Origin of the sequence: Peribacillus deserti (genome assembly GCF_002863585.1) — a bacterium.
Taxonomy (GTDB): Bacteria; Bacillota; Bacilli; order Bacillales; family DSM-1321; genus Paraperibacillus; species Paraperibacillus deserti_A.
Genome location: NZ_PGUY01000019.1, coordinates 24,988 through 43,952, shown reverse-complemented (window position 1 = coordinate 43,952; position 18,965 = coordinate 24,988). Strand labels below are relative to the sequence as shown.

At 40.8% G+C, this 18,965-nt stretch carries 20 protein-coding genes, 2 pseudogenes and 1 riboswitch; of the genes and pseudogenes, 8 read left to right on the top strand and 14 right to left on the bottom strand.

What is annotated here, in order from left to right; genetic code table 11:
• Positions 1-201: hypothetical protein (locus CUU66_RS24535; RefSeq protein WP_219622782.1), on the top strand; the 201-nt coding region annotated here is incomplete at its 5' end.
• Positions 202-471: 270 nt separating this feature from the next.
• Here CUU66_RS24535 and CUU66_RS06790 read toward each other — a convergent pair.
• The 3 genes from CUU66_RS06790 to CUU66_RS06780 all read right to left on the bottom strand — a co-directional run bounded on the left by CUU66_RS06790 (position 472) and on the right by CUU66_RS06780 (position 3,308).
• Positions 472-1,581: a 5-methyltetrahydropteroyltriglutamate--homocysteine S-methyltransferase gene (locus tag CUU66_RS06790; protein ID WP_101640920.1), complete on the bottom strand. Its 1,110-nt coding sequence runs from the start codon at positions 1,579-1,581 to the stop codon at positions 472-474.
• 99 nt (positions 1,582-1,680) lie between these two features.
• Positions 1,681-1,780, bottom strand: a riboswitch (SAM riboswitch).
• Between the two features lie 261 nt (positions 1,781-2,041).
• On the bottom strand, positions 2,042-2,887 hold the full coding sequence (locus CUU66_RS06785; RefSeq protein WP_101640919.1) for a VOC family protein: 846 nt from the start codon (positions 2,885-2,887) through the stop codon (positions 2,042-2,044).
• A gap of 28 nt (positions 2,888-2,915) precedes the next feature.
• Positions 2,916-3,308 carry a DoxX family protein gene (locus CUU66_RS06780; protein ID WP_374702976.1) on the bottom strand — a complete coding sequence of 131 codons (393 nt, stop codon included), beginning with the start codon at positions 3,306-3,308 and terminating at the stop codon, positions 2,916-2,918.
• Positions 3,309-3,466: 158 nt separating this feature from the next.
• Between CUU66_RS06780 and CUU66_RS06775 the strand changes: the two genes are divergently transcribed.
• Positions 3,467-3,787, top strand: coding sequence for a winged helix-turn-helix transcriptional regulator (locus CUU66_RS06775; protein WP_101640918.1), 321 nt, complete (start codon positions 3,467-3,469; stop codon positions 3,785-3,787).
• Positions 3,788-4,780: 993 nt separating this feature from the next.
• The gene (locus CUU66_RS06770; protein ID WP_101640917.1) at positions 4,781-5,614 is read left to right on the top strand and encodes a glycerophosphodiester phosphodiesterase; all 834 of its coding nucleotides are present in this window, start codon (positions 4,781-4,783) and stop codon (positions 5,612-5,614) included.
• A 127-nt stretch (positions 5,615-5,741) separates the two neighbouring features.
• Here CUU66_RS06770 and CUU66_RS06765 read toward each other — a convergent pair whose 3' ends face one another.
• Positions 5,742-6,017, bottom strand: coding sequence for a shikimate kinase (locus tag CUU66_RS06765; RefSeq protein ID WP_142383709.1), 276 nt, complete (start codon positions 6,015-6,017; stop codon positions 5,742-5,744).
• Positions 6,018-6,342: 325 nt separating this feature from the next.
• On the opposite strand from CUU66_RS06765, the gene psiE reads away from it, so the two are divergent.
• The gene (psiE, locus tag CUU66_RS06760; RefSeq protein WP_101640916.1) at positions 6,343-6,768 is read left to right on the top strand and encodes a phosphate-starvation-inducible protein PsiE; all 426 of its coding nucleotides are present in this window, start codon (positions 6,343-6,345) and stop codon (positions 6,766-6,768) included.
• A 98-nt stretch (positions 6,769-6,866) separates the two neighbouring features.
• Positions 6,867-7,433, top strand: a complete 567-nt coding sequence (locus CUU66_RS06755) for a CBO0543 family protein (protein ID WP_101640915.1) — start codon at positions 6,867-6,869, stop codon at positions 7,431-7,433.
• 324 nt (positions 7,434-7,757) lie between these two features.
• On the opposite strand, the gene CUU66_RS06750 is transcribed toward CUU66_RS06755, so the two are convergent.
• From CUU66_RS06750 to CUU66_RS06740, 3 genes are all read right to left on the bottom strand, one after another.
• Positions 7,758-8,507: a slipin family protein gene (locus tag CUU66_RS06750; protein ID WP_101640914.1), complete on the bottom strand. Its 750-nt coding sequence runs from the start codon at positions 8,505-8,507 to the stop codon at positions 7,758-7,760.
• 870 nt (positions 8,508-9,377) lie between these two features.
• Positions 9,378-9,653 carry a YtxH domain-containing protein gene (locus CUU66_RS06745; protein WP_101640913.1) on the bottom strand — a complete coding sequence of 92 codons (276 nt, stop codon included), beginning with the start codon at positions 9,651-9,653 and terminating at the stop codon, positions 9,378-9,380.
• Positions 9,654-9,812: 159 nt separating this feature from the next.
• The gene (locus CUU66_RS06740; RefSeq protein WP_101640912.1) at positions 9,813-10,559 is read right to left on the bottom strand and encodes a class I SAM-dependent methyltransferase; all 747 of its coding nucleotides are present in this window, start codon (positions 10,557-10,559) and stop codon (positions 9,813-9,815) included.
• Between the two features lie 100 nt (positions 10,560-10,659).
• Here CUU66_RS06740 and CUU66_RS06735 point away from each other — a divergent pair.
• Positions 10,660-11,105 (top strand): annotated as a pseudogene (locus tag CUU66_RS06735) (glycosyl hydrolase family 18 protein); the annotation flags it as partial.
• A gap of 47 nt (positions 11,106-11,152) precedes the next feature.
• Here the strand turns inward: CUU66_RS06735 and CUU66_RS06730 are convergent.
• Positions 11,153-11,725: a ribonuclease H-like YkuK family protein gene (locus tag CUU66_RS06730; protein ID WP_101640911.1), complete on the bottom strand. Its 573-nt coding sequence runs from the start codon at positions 11,723-11,725 to the stop codon at positions 11,153-11,155.
• 516 nt (positions 11,726-12,241) lie between these two features.
• Here CUU66_RS06730 and CUU66_RS06725 point away from each other — a divergent pair.
• Positions 12,242-12,547: an alcohol dehydrogenase catalytic domain-containing protein gene (locus CUU66_RS06725; protein WP_257967919.1), complete on the top strand. Its 306-nt coding sequence runs from the start codon at positions 12,242-12,244 to the stop codon at positions 12,545-12,547.
• 112 nt (positions 12,548-12,659) lie between these two features.
• Here CUU66_RS06725 and CUU66_RS06720 read toward each other — a convergent pair whose 3' ends face one another.
• The 3 genes and pseudogenes from CUU66_RS06720 to CUU66_RS06710 all read right to left on the bottom strand — a co-directional run bounded on the left by CUU66_RS06720 (position 12,660) and on the right by CUU66_RS06710 (position 14,707).
• Positions 12,660-13,274 (bottom strand): hypothetical protein, encoded by a 615-nt coding sequence (locus CUU66_RS06720; RefSeq protein WP_101640910.1) that lies wholly within the window; start codon positions 13,272-13,274, stop codon positions 12,660-12,662.
• An 18-nt stretch (positions 13,275-13,292) separates the two neighbouring features.
• Positions 13,293-14,011, bottom strand: a pseudogene (locus tag CUU66_RS06715) (IS1595 family transposase); the annotation flags it as partial.
• Positions 14,012-14,275: 264 nt separating this feature from the next.
• Entirely contained in the window at positions 14,276-14,707 is a 432-nt protein-coding gene (locus CUU66_RS06710) for a sugar phosphate isomerase/epimerase family protein (RefSeq protein WP_219622781.1), read from the bottom strand.
• A gap of 331 nt (positions 14,708-15,038) precedes the next feature.
• Between CUU66_RS06710 and CUU66_RS06705 the strand changes: the two genes are divergently transcribed.
• A complete protein-coding gene (locus CUU66_RS06705; RefSeq protein ID WP_101640909.1) occupies positions 15,039-16,247 on the top strand; it encodes an MFS transporter in 1,209 nt (402 codons plus the stop codon).
• Positions 16,248-16,443: 196 nt separating this feature from the next.
• On the opposite strand, the gene CUU66_RS06700 is transcribed toward CUU66_RS06705, so the two are convergent.
• The 3 genes from CUU66_RS06700 to CUU66_RS06690 are packed head-to-tail and all read right to left on the bottom strand — an operon-like array spanning position 16,444 to position 18,953.
• Positions 16,444-17,091, bottom strand: a complete 648-nt coding sequence (locus CUU66_RS06700) for a bifunctional 4-hydroxy-2-oxoglutarate aldolase/2-dehydro-3-deoxy-phosphogluconate aldolase (RefSeq protein WP_101640908.1) — start codon at positions 17,089-17,091, stop codon at positions 16,444-16,446.
• Between the two features lie 14 nt (positions 17,092-17,105).
• The gene (locus tag CUU66_RS06695) at positions 17,106-18,062 is read right to left on the bottom strand and encodes a sugar kinase (protein WP_101640907.1); all 957 of its coding nucleotides are present in this window, start codon (positions 18,060-18,062) and stop codon (positions 17,106-17,108) included.
• 24 nt (positions 18,063-18,086) lie between these two features.
• Entirely contained in the window at positions 18,087-18,953 is an 867-nt protein-coding gene (locus CUU66_RS06690) for a fumarylacetoacetate hydrolase family protein (protein WP_101640906.1), read from the bottom strand.
• Between the last annotated feature and the right edge of the window lie 12 nt (positions 18,954-18,965).

The window sequence follows — 18,965 nt, the reverse complement described above, 5'->3', positions numbered from 1 at the left end:
TCCCCTATGAAGGACTTTTCCGCTGCCCTTGGACTCTATTTTGTCCTTCATCTACTCTATGAAGGACTTTCTACCGTCCATACACTGGATTTTATCCTTTATTCCCTCATGAAGACTACTTTTCTACCAGTCATCATAATTTTCTATCAACTTGAATGCTCCCTGAATAAGTTTCCCCACTCTGAAGCCCTTATGCGATAGCATTCGGAAAATACTTACCAGGTTTGAAACACTCGGAATAACAAGTCTGTCGCCCACTTATATATATTTCCAAATGTATACCCTGCCCGACCACGAGAGTCCCGCGTTTTCGATCAGGAAGGGGCATTTTCAAAACCTGATCCCTGTATTGGGTAAATCATATTGGACAGATATCCTTTGCCCATACATTAATTGCCTGCAAAAAACAAAAAAGGATGCCGCAGCATCCCTATTTGCCTATACGTTACTCTTGTAAACTTCTTTCACTTATTAACCCCAGACTTCCTTCGAAACTTCGACAATGAGCTTTAATTTCTCCCATTGTTCTTCTTCTGTCAGGTTATTCCCGTGATGTGTAGATGCGAACCCGCATTGAGGACTGATGCACAGTTGTTCCAACGGCACATATTTAGAGGCTTCTTTGATCCGATTTTTGATCTCTTCCTTGTCTTCGAGCTCAGGGAACTTAGAAGTAAATACCCCAAGGACTACACGAGGTCCCTCACTGCCCTGTGGAATATACTTTAATGGCTCGAATGTTCCTGAACGCTCATCATCGAACTCCAGGAAAAATCCGTCCACTTTTTCTTTGTTAAGTAAAGTGGGTGCAATGATGTCATAGCTGCCAGAGAAAGCATAATCCGACTTGTAGTTGCCTCTGCATAGATGGGTTGTGACGAACAAATCTTCCGGTTTATCTTCAAGAACACCATTGATTACTCTTAATGCCAGATCAATTAAATATTCACGTGTATATTTAGCGTCACTGAAAGGAAGAGCCGGGGCAGATAAACCTGCTATGTATACATCATCTAGCTGAAGGTAGCGGACTCCCACTTCATAAAAAGCTTTAATGGTTTGTCTGTAAGCTTCAATAATATCCTTCGCAAACTCTTCCCAATCAGAATAGATCTCTGGGTTGATGATACCTGCATTAAAGAACTGGTTAGGGCTCGGAATGGTTACTTTTGCAACTGCTCTGTCCCCTGCAATTTCAACAAGGTCCTTTGCATGGGCAATGAACGGATGCTCCGGATTGAATGCCACTTTCCCTATTGCCCGCACATCATGCTTTTCCGTTTCCATCTTACTGAACTTGTAGCCCTTTTCTGGAGTGTAGCCCTCTACGCCCAGCAGGTTCTCCATAAAGTCGGTATGCCACCAATGACGTCTGAATTCTCCGTCCGTTACTGCTTTGAGACCAATTTCGATCTGCTTATCTACGATTCTCCGTACCTCTGCCAGTTCTATCTCTCTTAGCTCTTCAGCACTAATTTCCCCATTCTTAAAGCTTACCTTCGCTTCAAGGAGGTGTTGGGGTCTTAATAAACTTCCTACATGATCAGCCCTGAATGGAGCCTTTATTAACGTAATTGACATTCTTCATACCTTCTTTCTTTTTCTGGGTTATTATGTAATGCAAATAAAAACCCTCTTCTTGTCTGCAAGAAGAGGGTTCGGCATCATAGTCCACTACTCTTCTTATCTTCAAGCTTTACGCTTCTGGAATTAGCACAGTACTATACAGTCTGCTGCTGAGGCATCAACGGGCCAGTCCCTCTACCTCTCTTGATAAGAATGGTATTCAATTAACTATTAATTTACCTTGTATGTTAGTTGGTGTCAATAAAAATTCAGAAATTTTTTAATAGGTAAAATAATTTAACATTTGCACTTTATTCTATCTCTATGCTTTCAGGGGTCTTATACGGATAATCGCACGTTCCCCAAAAGGAGTAATCTTTTCCTCTCAAACTGCTGCACCCGGCTCAGTTTTTATCAACGCGCAGATATTTTTCGGGATACTTTTTCATCAAAAAACTTCCGCATGCTGCCCTTATTAAACTAATAAAAGAATTTGATTGCCCGATGGATCCCATGTAATAAACCCATCCTTTTCTTGATGTACCATTGAACCGATGCTTCGTAATTGTTCGACTGCTTGCTCTCTAGCTTCCTTGCTTGGGTAAATCAATGTAAACCAGTTTAACCCTATACTATTTTTTGAAGGTTCCGGAGCACCTTCCCCCGCCCAGGTATTGATCCCAATATGATGATGATATCTGCCAGTGGCAAGGAAGCGGGCCTGATTTCCTAAGCGGCTGACAACATCAAATCCCAGTGCCTTGGTATAAAATTCTTGCGCCTTATGGAGGTCAGATACATGTAAATGGATGTGCCCCATGACCGTACCTGCTGGCAGCCCTTTCCATTCTTGTGCGGCCTCGGTTAATAGGTCCCTAAAGTCCAGCGGATCGACAGTCATATGCACTTCACTGCCTCTCCAAGTCCATTCTTCAGGGCTTCGGTCTGCGTATATCTCGATTCCATTCCCATCAGGATCGGAAAAGTAAAGGGCTTCACTTACTAAATGGTCGGATGAGCCTATAGGCAGACCGATCTTAATAAAATGATTCACGATATCAGCTAAATCGGAACGGGCTGGCAGCAAGACAGCGAAATGATATAAGCCCGTCGTATTTTTCTCTTTGGGAATTACATTTGCGGGCTGCTCTAAGGATAATAGTACGGTTTTTCCATCCGCAGATAATTTCACCTTTCGATCTGTTTGTTCCACCACTTTAAATCCTATTACTTCCTGATAAAACCTGATAGAGCGCTCTAGGTTGGATACCTTAAGATTTACTTCACCAACATAAATGTTTGGTTTAGAATGAAAGCCCATCTTTATTTGCCTCCCATAATTGAAATTTTTATTTATGAAATGTATTTTCTAAGGCGAGTTCGGTTCTATTATTGATTACAAAATAAATCGATAATACTAATAAAATAAGATCAAGTTCATAGCCAGCCATCTGGCCATTCCCTAAAAAGCCCGCAGTCCATTTCACTTTTACAATGGCTCCGGCAAGAATAAGGGCAAATAAAACTCCAATGTACCTTGTCCCGATCCCCACTATCATGGCCAGCCCGCCTGCTAACTCAATGGACGCAACTATATAGGCTGTGAACCCGGGAAGACCCAGGCTTTCAAAAAATCCAGCGGTGTTTTGAATGCCGCCTTGAAACTTACTATAACCGTGGATTAGAAAAACTAATCCCAATAAAACCCTTAACATTGCTGCTGCATATTGTTTCTTCATCATTCTGCTTATCTCTCCCATATATAATTTTTGATTAGTTACTTACTTTATGTAAGTTATTATATTTAAGTTAATTGATATCGTCAAGTAACTTTTGTATAAAATATAATATAGTTATAAAAGGTTGGAATGTTGTATAATGAAATCAAGGAGTTGTTTATATGGATAAATCAATATGTCCAAGATTCGAAAAAGCAATAACAATCCTGAGCCAGCGATGGACGGGTTTAATTATTTACCAGCTGCTTTCTGGTCCACAAAGATTTGGCACGATTGAATCGGCAATAGGAGTAAGTGGGAGGGTTCTGTCAGAGAGGTTAAAGGACCTGGAAAATGAGGGAATTGTCAAGAGAGAAGTATTCCCTGAAACTCCAGTGCGAATTGAATACTCGCTTACTGAAAAAGGTGTTTCCTTTGAACCGCTTATGAAAGAAATTGAAAAATGGTCGCAGCATTGGCTGGAGCCGGAAGAAATACAATAAAAACGCCAATTGTTCACTAACTATTGGCGTTTTTATTGTATTTATGTAAGAAATGCTGCTTTTATTTAAGCGGTTTTCGAGGATTTTTGGTGTATTTAACAAGGGGTTGATTGGAACGTGAGAATGCTCGCTTTCCGCGGGGCGGGCGCTGAGCTTTCGGCTTCGCCTGTGGGGTCTCACCTGACCGAAAAGTGGAGGACGGTGCTTTTCAAGAAAAGATCCATCCAAAAGCTGAATGATGATCTTTTTTAAGTGGGTGCAAAACCTAATGAAAAGCAGACACCTGATAAAGAAGACTTGCTGATTGGCAAGTGTTAGCGAAGACGCCCTTACCACGCTCGTAATGCCACGTCCTGTGGCCCCGCCTGGCTCGCACATCCTGTGCATCGTGCGTTAGCCCGGCATAAGACGAGCGGCAGTGAAAGGCCGATTTTGCCTTTTAATGGCGATTGGCTAGACCCGCGGTGTCAGTCCGGAGCTGGACAAATCGAAAAGCGGAAAGCGGTGCCTTCCCAATTAACATTGTTTAAGAACTCTCATGATAAGCTCATCTTTTATCAACACAAAATTTTAGGGAAGGCAGAGACCTGATAAAGAAGACTTGCTGATTGGTAAGACAGAAGCTTAGTCGCACTTATGCGTTAGCCAAGCATAAGACGAGCAGGCCGTGAGAAGCGGTTTTTCTTCTCATGGACTGATTCGCTTGACTCTAGGGTCTAAAGCCTTGGAGCTGGACAATACCCGCTGCTCCCACAGGAGTCTCCCACCTTACATTCCAATCAACCTGTTTACCTATTTGGTAGATTCATAAAACTGATGATCAAACCTATCCATGCTCCATTTAAATCGTTTGTAAAGAAAAGTGAGCGCATCTGCCTATTTTTCTTTACTATTTTGTCTTTCATTTTATACATCCCCTTCACCCTATTTTTACACTGGACTTTTACAATGAAGGTGTAAGAAAAAGAAAATATGAAGCGGGGGCTGGTAGAAATGTGGAACAAGTCACAGAAAACACTTCTGGGTATGGGATTTGCTTTAACGCTGCTGATTAGTTCAAATCAAGCGTTAGCAGCTGAAACACGCGGGGAAATCATGAAAGTGGATACTGTTGCCCACCGAGGAGCTTCTGGTTATGCTCCAGAAAACACGATCGCTGCTTTTGACAAGGCAGTGGAAATGAAAGCCGATTACATTGAGATTGACGTACAGCGGAGCAAGGACGGGGAACTCGTCATTATCCATGATAACTCTGTAGATCGCACCACAAATGGAACTGGCTCAGTTAAGAATTTAACCTTTGAAGAGCTGCGAAGTCTCGACGCTGGCAGCTGGAAGGGAAGCGAATTCGCGGGAGAAAAAATACCATCATTTGACGAGATCCTTGACCGTTATCATGGTAAAACAGGGATCCTAATCGAGATGAAATCACCGGAATTATATCCAGGAATTGAAGAAGAAGTTGCCAAAGAATTAATGGAACGCAATCTAGGCAAGCCTCAAAACGAGAAGATCATCATTCAATCTTTTAATTTTGATTCTATGAAATTAATGAACAGACTTCTTCCAGGTGTTCCTATTGGTGTTCTTACTTCATCAACTAAAGATACTACTGACCAAGCATTGAAGGATATTGCCGGTTACGCGGATTACTTCAATCCCAGCTACGGCTTGGTATCCGAGGATTTGGTCACTAAAGTACATTCACTGGATTTAAAGATCTCTTCATGGACTGTAAGAAGCCAGCAGGCAGCAGACTTCCTCTTAGATATGGATGTCGACGGGATTATTACGGACTATCCTGATTATGTTCTTCCTAGAAAATAAAACATCTGCTTAAAAAAAGCTGTTTTCGCAAACCTTGTTGCTATTGAACAAGAAGTGGATTTCCGCTCCAGGATGCTCGCTCTCCGCGGGGCGGGCGGTGAGCCTCCTCGTCTTCGCCTGCGGGGTCTCACCTGATATCTGCTCGAACAAAACTATCCGCCACCCACTCCTCATTATGTACACCCTCAATAATCCACGTTACCCGGTGAACAATAGAATTCAAATACTCTTCTCTTTCTTCATCGGTTCTTCTGATATCACTAGTTTCACGCCTTTTCCATGCAACATTATCTAACCCAAAAAACGGGATATTCAGTCTTGAGGATAGTTCCTTTGCTAACGTTGTTTTTCCGCTGCCAACGGAGCCAATTATATGAATTCTTTTAGGACTGTTTACTTCCATATTGAGCGCCCCCATATATCCTATTTATTCTCTACCGGTATAATTGAATCTCTACTGTTTTTTAAACCTTCTCTCTAATATGAAAGAACCGTCATAATCTCCGTAATGCCGCATACCGTATCACTTTTTTAGGCAGATACCATTTAGTTTTTTATGTTAAGCTCCAGATTTAAAATCTATGCCCATATTAGGATATTTCCTAGAAATAAAGGAAGAATTAAGAGGTGTAAAAATAATTCAGGTTTTTGAATTCAAACATATAGAGCAGGATTTAAAACCTTGAACTAAAACCTTTATCCATCTATCTCACTATGGAGGATTGAAAATGGAAGAAAACAGAACCCGCCGATTTAAAGACTTCACAATTGCCATGATCCTTCAATATGCCTTGAATACCGCTTTAATTTTTCTTGCCATAACTCTATGCGTTTTGCTCGCAAAAGAAATCATCTATTTCTTTCAACTTGCATTTTATAATCAAAAGCTTAAAGTTCACTACGAATTGCTTGAACGTATCTTGATTTTCTTTCTGTATTTTGAATTCATTGCCATGATCGTTAAGTTTTTTAAAGAGGATTATCATTTTCCTATCCGTTATTTCCTTTATATCGGGATAACGGCTATGATCCGGCTAATCATTGTTTATCATAAAAACCCGGTACATACTCTGTTGTATGCATGCTCAATCTTAGTTCTGATTATTAGTTTCTACATCATGAATTCATCGATTGCGAGAAAAGGGAAATTGTAAGGTGCAAATCCGTTAATTGCATAAATCACCTGCTATGAATACAAATGAATAATCTGGTAACAACTAAACGTAACTACTGACCTTTAGGAGTCGAATGGATGGCTGATCAAGAACAACTTATTCACAAATTAAAAGATATGCAATTGGAGTATTCAGACACTTGGATTGAGTATTGGCAGCGATATTCTGATTTTAATACGTGGCAGTTCTGGGTAATTGGTGCTTTGCTTCTTGTCCCGTTAATTGCTATTTATTTTTTTATTGATAGAAAAAGGGCACTGCTAATCGGTTTTTATGGGTTAAATGTACATGTATGGTTTACATACACGGATACATTGGGCGGCAATCGAAACCTTTGGTTTTACCCTTATAAAGTTTTCCCTTTTCTCCCTACGAATTTTGCCCTGGATGTTTCATTTATCCCAGTGAGTTTTATGCTGGTCTATCAATGGACAGTTAAAAGAAAGAAAAATTATTATGGGTATGGCCTGCTTCTATGTGCTTTTTTAGCTTTTATTTTTAAACCCATCTTATCCATGATCGGAATCTTTGAACTGGATCGAGGCGCAACCTATATCCATTTGTTCGCTGGATACATCAGCGTCATGCTGGTATCCAAGTGGTTAACGAACTTATTTGTTTACTTTGAAAGAAAAGCAGCTTAAACAACAAAAAACACAATGCTGGTGCCATTGTGTTAACAAGGCTTTTTTCTAAAAGATTGTTGTTCTTTAAAAAGTTCTGGAACCAACCCAATTGTTAAACAGGTTGATTGGGACGTAAGGTGCGGGACTACTGCGGGAGCAGCAGGTATTGATCTTTTCTTGAAAAGCACCGTCCTCCGCTTTTCGATCAGGTGAGACCCCGCAGGTGAAGACGAGGAGGCTTAACCGCTCGCCCCGCGGAAAGCGAGCATCCTATAGCGGAATTCAAGCCCATGGTTCAATCACAACAAAGTCCGCGAAAATCAGCGGTTCTCTTTGTCACCTTTAAGAATTCAGCTCCGGCCCATTTCCTGTATGTATGACAAAGGTGTTTCCCTGTGAGCTTTCGATGGTGTGAATAACTCTTAGCTGCGCAAGTTCTGGATTTTTCTCAAGCATTTTAGCAGAATTGGCAAGACTTCTGAGCACGGCGCTTTCCCCTCTTGCTTTTTCAAGTGCAGAAAGTGCCTCTTTTTTCACCCTTACTGTTTCAGCATATATTTTCTTGAGTTCCCCAGTGAGCATAATATCCTTAAGGTCAACCGCTTGGATGGAAAAGGCTGCAAGGTTTAGATCTTCCTTTAATAACTCTAGTACTCTATCATTTACACTTTTGCGGCTTTGCAGCAGCTCGTCCAGTTCAATGGTGGATATAACTTCCCTCAGTTTAAGCTGCGCCGTGAGATAGAGGTATTCTTCGTAGTTTTCATACTGTGAAAGAAGAGCTTTAGGATCCATAATCTGGTATTTAACTCCTAAACTAATCTTTACACTCAAGTTATCAGAGGTTAATAATTCCTGTCCGCCAAGCTGTAAAATGGCAGGTCTTAAATCAAAAACCTCCATCCTTGTATGAGCAGTGAAATACGTATATCTACCCGGACCTGCAAGTTCATCCGATAACTTCCCTTTATAAAATCTTACACCGCGTTCGTATTCATAAATCGTGACACTCCGTATCAGCTTTTTTACTATGAACCATACGGCAGCTGCTAATACAAGAATACCGGCTGTCTGTAACATCATTTCAAGCATTCCATCACCTTTTTTTCATCTACATTATCGATGGAACCGCTCATCAATTGCTGTTGGCAATGGAGGTCCTACCTGCAAAATTGCCAGAGCATTCACTTGTGTGCGGCTCCATCCTTTTGGGTTTCGAACCCGAAGCCTGAACCATACGGCAACTCAGGCTGCCAAGAGAGATATGCAGATAAGCTATTTTGATGTAGAGATTCTACACCTTTGCCATCCATTATCTCTTCCTCATTGTATCAAGTTCTAGAGAAAAAGAACCTGATAAATTAAAAATGATTTTTATCGAATAAATCTTTCGGTTTGGTAATTTATGCACGATTAAATTGATATATGTACGATTTTTGTAACTTATGCGCGATTAATTAGATATTTGCAGGATTTTAGTAACTTATGCAGGATTTTTTAGATATTTGCAGGATTTTTGTTACTTATGCAGGATTAATTAAATATTTGCAGGATTTTAGAAACTTACGCAGGATTAATTAGATATATAAACGATCTTTGTAACTTGCGAAGGAGTATTCGATTTTTGCACAATTTTTGTAATTTATATAGGATTAATTAGATATTTGCAGGATTTTTGTATCTTACGCAGGATTAAATAGATATATATACGATTTTTGTAACTTATGAATGAATATTCGATATTTGTATGATTCTTGTAATTTATACAGGATTAATTAGAATTGCAGGATTTTTGTAACTTATGCAGGATTATTTAAATATTTGCAGGATTTTTGAACCTTATGCAGGATTAAATAGATATTTGCAGGATTTTTGTAACTTATGCAGGATTCCTGGTTGCGGTGTATATCCAATCTAATAAAAAAGACCAAATCACATATACGATTTGGTCTCTTTACTATTTCACTCGAAAACCTTTGAACTGGCATTATTGTAAGCGTCCTGAGTATCCTCCAGTACATGCTGCACCTTCATTGCCGCCTCAGTTACCTTTTCTGTCACCTGTTCTTTTACTTCAGTCGGGTTTTCTTTTACCTGCGTTAATAAATCAATCGTCTGCTTTCGGGTTTTAGTCTCAAGGAGCGATAATGCTGTACCAGCAATCCCTCCAATCACCATTCCCCTAAGGAACCAGCTTCTATTGTTGATGTTCTTTACTTTTCCTTTTCTGCGAGCCAAATCTACACCCCATTTATTTTAAAGTTATAGGAGTATTTGCCCTTATATTAAAATCTTGAAACATAGCGGAAAACGTCCAAAATTTGCTAAGTGACATCTGCTGCTGGGCTCAGCCAATCATGTAAGGGCCTCAAAAAGCCCTCATATACCACTTCTCTATTAATTCGCAAATTGGCACAAACACACCTCAGTTTTGTAATGAAAAGTAACTTTCCCGTCCTCTTGATACTTCATGAAGAGATTCCGAATTTCTTGAACAAAATCCTCATAATTCCTGTCTACCTTTGATGGGGTATATGATAGTGAGGAGGCATTCCCTATCAGGGCCTCCTCCTTTACACCCTGGAAATTATCATAATGAATTTTTACAAAATCCTGCCCGAAAAAATTATACTTTTCTGTATCTGGGTCAAAATTCGAAATTCCAGCCGTACTCTTCACTTTATACTTATAAAGCATTTGTACATATTCTTTTGCAAATTCACTGTCCGTCTGCATATCGTTCCATAATATAATAACCCAGCCATCCTCTTTTAATATCCGTCTAAATTCTACTTTGGACAATGATTTATCAAACCAGTGAAACGCTTGTGCAATCGTAATGATATCTACGCTCTGTTCTTTTAATCCAGTCCTTTCTGCAGATGCTTGGATAAACTCGATATTTGATTTTGATCCACAATACTGCCTGCACTCATTAAGCATCTCTAAATTTGGCTCAACTGCTAAAACCCTGCCGTCTAATTCGCACAACAAATTCGTAAGCAATCCTGTTCCTGCACCGATATCTGCAATGAGTGAATCCTTCCCGATCCCCAGTTCCTTTAGTTTACGGAGGATTTCTTTAGGATATCCCGGCCGGCCATTCACATATTCTTTTGCTTTATTATCAAAATGGCTGTTCATTATTGAGGTCTCCCCTGTTGAAGTATGTATAAAAAGTTAATACAATAGCGCTTGTCTTGTATAATTCGTTACCGTTAAGGATAATCCTTCTCAATCAATGGATTTTGTGGTGGTGATGACCTATGATTGGATACCGATTAGGACTGCCCCATGCGATTATCCTCTTAATCAAATCAGAAGAGTTCTGGATGTACAGTCATCCCCGGAGCAAAATATATTTCGGATTCGAGATTTATGCCCGTGACTGGGTTTTTCTCACCCAGGGCTACTGAAACGTTCAGCCAGCAGGAGGCCATCCGCCGGGCTGTCCAGCACGGAGCTACAATCCAATATGACTCGGCAGCGCAATCTCCATTCTTCCGGTATACAGATGGACAGGGCCGCGGCCACGAGGTCTGGTTTGAAGATGCTCGCAGCGCCCAGGCCAAATTTGACACAGTGAAGGAATATAACCTTGCCGGAATCAGCTACTGGGTGCTAGGCTACCCCTTTCCGCAAAATTGGCTGCTGCTTGAAAATAATTTCAACATCCGCAAAAGAAGATAAGACTATAAAAGGCTGTCTCGATAATATTCAGAGACAGCCTTTTCATATTAACCCAATCTCTTTTGCTGGTCATTTACATTGCGTTTTTTCGTATATTTGTTTGCCACACTGGATGCGCCGTACGAGTCTGGTTTAATAACCGCCTCTAACCCTAAAGCCTCTACACGTGCTACCATCTCATTTACATATTCGCGGGTCTTATTCCTCGAGCCAGATCCGATATCGATATGACCCTCAAAAGTAAAGCTTGCACCTTTATAGATATGCGGCAGGATCAAATCAATCAAGATGTTTTTATGTTCATCTGTCAGGAGTGCTGCCATCTGCTCCGTCAGTGATGTTTCTCTTGAAATACGTTCATGAAGGTGAACCATCCTTCTCGGCACAACGTCCCTGTGAATGCACATCCATGCCCCTTTACCCTGCCTTTGGATGATGATTGCCGTGATAAAGATTGTATGCCGGGTATGCACCTGTGAATCGGTGCCCACAATAAGACGGTATTTACCATTTGGTTCTTTTTTTATAAAAGAGACGATTCGCTCAAATACATGTTCAAACGTCATGTTCTTTTCGGTTAAATTCTGAAAATAATATGGATTTTCTTGTGTATGCCCCATTATTACACCTACATCTTTCCTTCAATGCTCATCCCTAGCCGGAAAATTGAAGTAGAATGTTCTTTACGGCAATTCCCGCTCTAGCAGGGATTCAGCCTTTACTACAAATTCAGTCATGTATCCTGGCCTATTCAAACGGCCACTTTTTCTGCCATGATACAGCAGGTTTTAATCAAGTAATAACGTTAGTATATTCATTTGTCCTTAACTCAATATATGAAAAAAAAGCCAGATTTGTACCCTTGCGCTTTAGTACCCGCCATTAGGAAAAGCTCCTTTCTTAATAAATACTTAAAAAGTTGTATTTTTATGACGTTCCATATAATCAGAAGGAATCATCCCTAAGAGGAAGACATAATCGATTATACTTATCTCGATGTGAAACTAAGACAGCAGAAGTTGTGAGCAAGCCACCTTTTTAAAGTAAAATCAGTCGAATCCTGCTTTTACGCATATCATGTTTCCTTATTTGGATAGTTCATAGGCTCTTTGTAAAAACTAGAAAGCAGGTTATCTTTGGAGGTTTTTTTATGGAAATTAAAGCAGCAGTCACCCATAATAAGGGTGAAATTCAAGAGGAAACCGTTAAAAGCTAACCCAAAAGCAAATGAAGTGTTAATGAAGATTGTAGCTTCAGGCGACTGCAATACTAATGCCGTGGCGCGCGATCTCGGACTTACGCCCTACCCGGTCATACTCTGCCATGAAGGTTCAGGAATCGTCGAAAAAGTCGGTGAAGGCGTTAGGACTATTAAGCCTGGCGACCATGTGGTTCTTTCTTGCGCATTCTGCGGCCACTGCGAGAATTACTCACACCCTTAAGTACCTGTACGGAAGATATAAAAAAACGATAAAAGGATAAAAACCATGATTACTCACTTAAAACATCGCTGATTTCGTAAACTTTGTTGTTTTTGGAAAAGAAAAAAAGAGCTTAGTCAAAAATGATTAGTTGGTTTGACAGCCCTTTTCCTTTAAGTCCAAGTCGGTCTTGTAAATGACTTGGAAGTATGCAGATTATATTTTGCACAACCTCATAAGTAATTTCTTCTTGATTTGTATAACCTGTAATTTCTTCGCCTATCATCGCCAAATCAAAGGGTGAGCTGCAATATATGATTTCTGCCAACTGTGTATACCGTGCATTAATTTTCTTTAACCAGGGGTTTAGCTCTATTGTAAGGGGATATTTGTAAGGAAATCTCTTTTCCAATGCAGCTTGTGGTATTGCAATATCTAACCAATCAGACTCACCATCCACCCTGATGACAGTAATCACACAAGGAAGTTCACCTTCCTTTGAATTTGAAAGAGATAATGTACCGTAAAATTGAGTAACACTGTCTTCTTCAATATTTATTGGTAGAGAGATTGATTTCTTTTGATAATCCTTTTTATCTTCCCAAAATCCATTGAAGTAATCACTTTTACATAATGCAGTAAGTGCTTCATTTACCCTTTTGTTATTACCGAATGGATGATATTCAATTGAAAGTTCATAAAATCCACCAATCCAATTATCAGGGTTATTGTAAAAATCATAATCCATTTAATTTTCAACTCCATTTTAGAAACTTCTTAACATACTTACAGTAGTGTAATTGGATTTTTGGCAGGCTGAAATAAGCATTTTTTCCACTTGTTTTTCAAATGCTAAATCCTTGTCTATTTCAAGCCACCTGAACCAGCAGAGATCGTTGTATAAGTATATCGTAGCCACACCTGAAAACGTCTAATCCAGGTCTTTAATCTGCTATGGAAGTTATTAACGTGTTGAATGTGTAAAATTTGTTTTTGACTTTCATTTATAGTTTCGGGTTTCAAGTTCTTGATCTCGGTGAAATTATTATAATTAATCTGTATCTGTACAAATCAATGAAGATGGGTGAATTTAGTCCCAATACCTGCATCCATTTCTTCTGCTTTTACTCGTCCTTTTCCACCTTTACGAGCAATGATATTACCATTGAGGTCTTGTGCGACCACGTCTGCAATTGTAAGGTCAGAACTACCTCTTTTCTCATCTTTGGCAGCACGTTTTTTAGCTTTGCAGTTAATTACCTCACGACCCTTTAACGACTCTCTGAAGAATGTTTCATCGCTTTCAACAATACCTACTAGTTTATTGAAACCAAGAGAACGTAATGCGTTCAGTATTTTGTGCCTGCAATAGAAAGTTGTTGATATGTGTATGTTAAGACGCTTAGCGATTTTCGGTAGAGTGTTTCCTTCTACCATGATTTCCATATACTTCACCCATTTTTCAGGATAACTAGAACCTGAAATTTGCCTACGCATACTGTGAATTCAAAAAACCTGTATGAAAATAATCATACAGGTTTTAAGTTTACCATAATTTTTTTATGATGATATTAATAAATCGCGGGTCCGTATTGCGGGGAATTTTCATTAGCCCCACGCTTCAAATGGATTTTGTAAGATTATATTTGGATAATTCAATTCCGGTACATTTGGTTTTTTACATAGCAATCATTTATCTATCTTTTCGTTTTAACGCCTTAAACACTTCTAAGAGTCAAGGAGGGAGTATTACACTTCATTATATATACACTGTAAATAAGTCACACTGCTCGTTATAAACGGATCTTTCACAGACTCCATCAATATTTGAATATAAGGTTTTCTTGGTTTAATCATTCTAAAAACAGCTTCATAGTTTAATAGTCCCTGCACTACGGCAACTGTCTTTAGTTCACCTTCTTCGACCAAGAAATCTTTGGCATGCAGAATCGCAATTCTGTCACCTATCAGTTCAAAGGCATGCTGGAAAATCGCCTCCTGGTCTCCATAATTATCAATCGTGAGCAAGTTAACCGGGTCAAAAATAATTTGCAGATTGTTAGAAGCAACTTCGTCAAGCAGTCTTTCCAATGTCTTAGGAGAATACACCGGATGATTAACTCCTGCCTCAATTCCGACGATCACTCCAAATCTTTCTGCTTCTTCCCCCAGCTCCCGCACACTGCCACTACTTGCTGAAACGGCTCTTCTTTGAAGTTCTCCGTTGTATAGACGATGTCAGGATTAACATTACCCGGTTCCGTCCCTACGATACTGCAGCCAACTATTATATAAAAAACGAACATTAAACTGATATAATACGAATTTATTTATCCCTTTACCTTTTACAGCAATAGATTTACAATAATATATGGATCTTTTATATGTAATTTCCGAAATTTCTACTCTCGAAGTATTTTTATAGTGTTATTAATATGAACTTACCTATTATTAAACAGGTTGATAGGAACTTAAGGTGTGAGACTACTTAACAGGAGGAAGTGAAACTCAGATGGAAACATGGAAGAAAAATTTATGGGTTCTGTGGTTCGGGGTTTTTATTACTTCGGCCAGCTTTTCTATGGTAATTCCTTTTTTACCTTTGTTCCTGCTCCAGATAGGGGTTCACGAACATACGGAGATTTGGTCAGGTGTAACCTTTAGTGCTGCTTTTCTAGCAGGGGCTGTCTCTGCTCCCTTCTGGGGATCTCTTGCGGACAGATTTGGCCGTAAGCCAATGATTATACGCGCTGGTTTTTTTCTTTTTGTCATCTATACATTGATGGCCTTTGTTTCCAATCCATATGAAATGCTGGGCCTCCGTATTGCACAGGGGCTCCTGACCGGCTTCATCCCAGGTGCGATTGCTCTGATTGGTACAAACACCCCAGAGAAAAAAGTGGGATATGCGCTTGCCACCATTTCGACCGGTACCGCTTCAGGCGGAATTATCGGTCCGATGCTTGGCGGGGGCATTGCAGACTTAGTCGGGTACCGCTGGTCTTTTGCCAGCGGAGGAACTCTAGTATTGATCTCCACTCTCCTGGTTTTGTTAATGGTTAAGGAAGAAAAGTTCGTTCCGAGCAAAGAACGTAAATCCTTCAGAAAAGACATTCGGGAGGCTGTAACAAACCAGCCCTTTATGCTGGTACTCCTCATTACTATGATGGCGGCTTGCTCCGTGATGATCCTTGAACCCGTCCTGCCGTTATACATCACCGGCTTAAGCGGTTCATCCGGCAGTTCATCGTTTGTAACAGGGATGATTTTTTCTATACCTGGTATTGCAAGCATCCTGGTCGGCCCATTCTGGGGTAAATTATCCGATAAAGTCGGCTTCCGTTCCGTGCTGCTGATAGGTCTCTTGGGAGGAGGACTCGGATCCATTGCTCAGCTTCTCCTCCATGATATCTGGGGATTCTCGATTATGAGGTTCTTGTTTGGACTCTGCTTCTGCGCCGTATTCCCGGCGTTAAATGGGTTGATTGTTAAGTTAACATCACCGGAAACAAGAGGCCGTGCATTCGGATTAAGCCAGACTTCCAACCAGCTTGGCGGGATGCTCGGACCGATACTCGGCGGGTTGATCGGTGGATTCTTTTCCTTGCACACGGTTTTTCTATTTACAGGCCTGATTCTATTAATCGCAACTGGGATGGCTTTCAGGTTCACAAAAAAACAGCGTGATTCAAGGACTTATAAAAAGGCTGAAGGAATGTAATGAAGAAAATTTAGGGACATCAAAAGCACAAAATAAAAAAGCCCCTTTTGGAGCTTTTTTATTTTGCAATCTTCGCTTATCGGAATGATACACATCCATATTCTTTCTATTAATCCTTTGATGTGAAATATATGGGTTGAAAAACAAGTGTTAATGCTGGTATTTTAAGCTGGATTCAACTCTGAAGACTAGCAAACTAGCGCCTGCTTAAGACACGATCTTTGACAATCGCTGAGAATTTTTTTGCTGTATTCGTCAGCTCGGTGTAATCGGCTTCAGAGACCAGTTTTGACGGGTTTATTAAAGAGCTGCCTAGTCCTGCAGCTACGGCACCTGCTTTAAAAAAAGCAGCCAGATTGTCGAGAGTTATCCCCCCTGTCGGCATGAGCGGGATGTGTGGAAGCGGCCCTTTAAGATTTTTAAAGTATCCTGCCCCAAGTGCATCTGCTGGGAATACTTTAATAAGATCCGCCCCGTGTTCGTAAGCAGTCAGAATTTCAGTAGGTGTAAATGCGCCAGGGATGCTGATTGTGCCATAGCGCTTCGTCATTTTAATGGTTTCCACATTAAGAGTCGGTGAAAATATAAATTCTGCACCAGCCATTATCACTGCCCGTGCGGTTTCCGGGTCTAGAACTGTACCGGCACCTGCAATAATATCGTCGCCGAACTCCTCTTTCACTTTTTCAATTAAGGTGCATACTTTAGGTGTTTCGACTGTTATTTCTAGTGTATTGATTCCCCCTTCCTTCAGGGCTCGAGCTATGGGGACAATTTGATCAGGACGGGCACCGCGGATAACAGCGATCAGCTTTCCTTGTTTAAGCTTTTCTAGTTTATTCACCTTATTCCACCTTCCTATCTCGTGACATCATCTGAATTGCCGTTCATAAACAAAGCAAGGTCGGCACGGTCCGGCAAGCCCTCTGCATCGCCATTCACCATGGTGGCCATGGCTCCCATTGCATTGCCCCTTCGCGCTGCTTCTTCAAGTGAAAATCCATCAAGCAGACCCGAAAGCACACCGGCTGCAAAAGCATCACCAGCACCTACAGGATCCACAACACGTTCCACAAAAAAGCCTTTTACATGTTTTTTTTGCGATAACGGTCCTGAGATGAGCGAACCCTCTTTACCCAATTTCATCATCACGATTTCCACACCAAGCTCGTGAAAGTGGTCAACTAGCTGCTCTGGAGAGCCTTCACCAAATAAAAACTCGGCTTCAGACAATCCAGGAAGGACCATATCACTTTTAGATGCATAGCGGGTAATGAAGGAACGGGCTTCAGATTTATCACCCCATAACTTCAGCCGGATATTTGGATCGAATACAATTTTAGTCCCGTTTTCTTTCGCAATTCCGATGGCTTTATCTAGTGCCAGCCTGCACGTTTTGCTGAGTGCTGGTGTAATGCCGGTGATATGAAGGTACTTGGCGTCTTCAATGGCTGCTTCCCGTAGGAGATCAGCTGTCATTTTACTGGCCGCGGAGTCTTTTCGGTAATAATAGACCCGCGTATCATTCAGCCTCCTAAATTCTTTGAAGAAGACACCAGTCGGAGAATGGGGATCTCTTGTTACATAGGAGACATCTACACCTTCCCCGCGGATAAATGATAACATGGCATCGCCAAATTCATCCTCGCCTATTCGGCTGATCCACCGGGATTTGTGGCCAAGACGGCTTAAACCAATCGCAACGTTCGATTCTGCTCCGCCAAATTTCATAGAAAAAGAACGTGCGTGGCGAAGCGGCCCTTCTTCATTAGGAGTAAATAATGTCATCGTTTCGCCGATCGTTACAACATCCATTCCATCATCTTCTTTCCCGTTTCGTCAGTCTATAACATAGTTGGTTAATGTGCCGATTTTTTCAATTGTGATATCCATCCGATCACCCTTTTTAAGCCATAGTTTCGGGTTCCGTCCCATTCCTACCCCGGGTGGTGTACCGGTTGCTATTAAATCGCCAGGCTTCAATGTCATAGATTGTGATAAATAAGATATAATTTTTGGCACCGTGAAAATTAAATTATGGGTATTGGAGTCCTGCATTATACGGCCGTTTAGCATAAGTGAAATATTCAGATTATGCGGGTCACCCACTTCATCCTGAGTAACTACAAAAGGTCCGGTTGGCGCAAATGTATCCGCAGTTTTTCCGCGTGACCACTGGCCGTCAGCAAATTGCTGATCCCGGGCACTAATATCGTTCATGATGGTATACCCAAAGACAAAATCCATTGCCTCTTCTTCTGTCACACATTTCGCTTCTTTTCCAATTACAACCGCCAGCTCTGCTTCGAAATCGACCTCGTTCGAGTTAACTGGAATCTTAACTGCTTCATTATGGCCGGTAATGGCATTAGCATATTTTGAAAAAATGACAGGTGATGCTGGAGGCTCCATACCAGTTTCTTTGCAGTGGTCTATGTAATTCAGACCTACGCAGATGATTTTTTCCGGACTAGGGATGGGAGCAAGTATTTTTACATCTGAAAGCTTAAATCTTGCATGTGTATTTTCTTCCTGCTCAATAAGATGCTGAGCACGAAGAAGCCGCTCTTCACTTCGTTCGATAAAAGTTTTTATACATGGAGGAAACTCACTTCGGCTTAACGCCGATAGGCTTATGATTTCTCCCTCATTTTGCACGACCCCAATATGATGGTCGGCCCCAACAGAGAATGCAGCTAATTTCACAGGCTATTCATC

What these genes read in the sequence shown, in the direction of transcription:
- CUU66_RS06790 (WP_101640920.1), bottom strand. Translation starts at nt 1,581, where the DNA reads ATGTCAATTACGTTAATAAAGGCTCCATTCAGGGCTGATCATGTAGGA.
- CUU66_RS06785 (WP_101640919.1), bottom strand. Translation starts at nt 2,887, where the DNA reads ATGGGCTTTCATTCTAAACCAAACATTTATGTTGGTGAAGTAAATCTT.
- CUU66_RS06780 (WP_374702976.1), bottom strand. Translation starts at nt 3,308, where the DNA reads ATGATGAAGAAACAATATGCAGCAGCAATGTTAAGGGTTTTATTGGGA.
- CUU66_RS06775 (WP_101640918.1), top strand. Translation starts at nt 3,467, where the DNA reads ATGGATAAATCAATATGTCCAAGATTCGAAAAAGCAATAACAATCCTG.
- CUU66_RS06770 (WP_101640917.1), top strand. Translation starts at nt 4,781, where the DNA reads ATGTGGAACAAGTCACAGAAAACACTTCTGGGTATGGGATTTGCTTTA.
- CUU66_RS06765 (WP_142383709.1), bottom strand. Translation starts at nt 6,017, where the DNA reads ATGGAAGTAAACAGTCCTAAAAGAATTCATATAATTGGCTCCGTTGGC.
- psiE (WP_101640916.1), top strand. Translation starts at nt 6,343, where the DNA reads ATGGAAGAAAACAGAACCCGCCGATTTAAAGACTTCACAATTGCCATG.
- CUU66_RS06755 (WP_101640915.1), top strand. Translation starts at nt 6,867, where the DNA reads ATGGCTGATCAAGAACAACTTATTCACAAATTAAAAGATATGCAATTG.
- CUU66_RS06750 (WP_101640914.1), bottom strand. Translation starts at nt 8,507, where the DNA reads ATGCTTGAAATGATGTTACAGACAGCCGGTATTCTTGTATTAGCAGCT.
- CUU66_RS06740 (WP_101640912.1), bottom strand. Translation starts at nt 10,559, where the DNA reads ATGAACAGCCATTTTGATAATAAAGCAAAAGAATATGTGAATGGCCGG.
- CUU66_RS06730 (WP_101640911.1), bottom strand. Translation starts at nt 11,725, where the DNA reads ATGGGGCATACACAAGAAAATCCATATTATTTTCAGAATTTAACCGAA.
- CUU66_RS06720 (WP_101640910.1), bottom strand. Translation starts at nt 13,274, where the DNA reads ATGGATTATGATTTTTACAATAACCCTGATAATTGGATTGGTGGATTT.
- CUU66_RS06705 (WP_101640909.1), top strand. Translation starts at nt 15,039, where the DNA reads ATGGAAACATGGAAGAAAAATTTATGGGTTCTGTGGTTCGGGGTTTTT.
- CUU66_RS06695 (WP_101640907.1), bottom strand. Translation starts at nt 18,062, where the DNA reads ATGGATGTTGTAACGATCGGCGAAACGATGACATTATTTACTCCTAAT.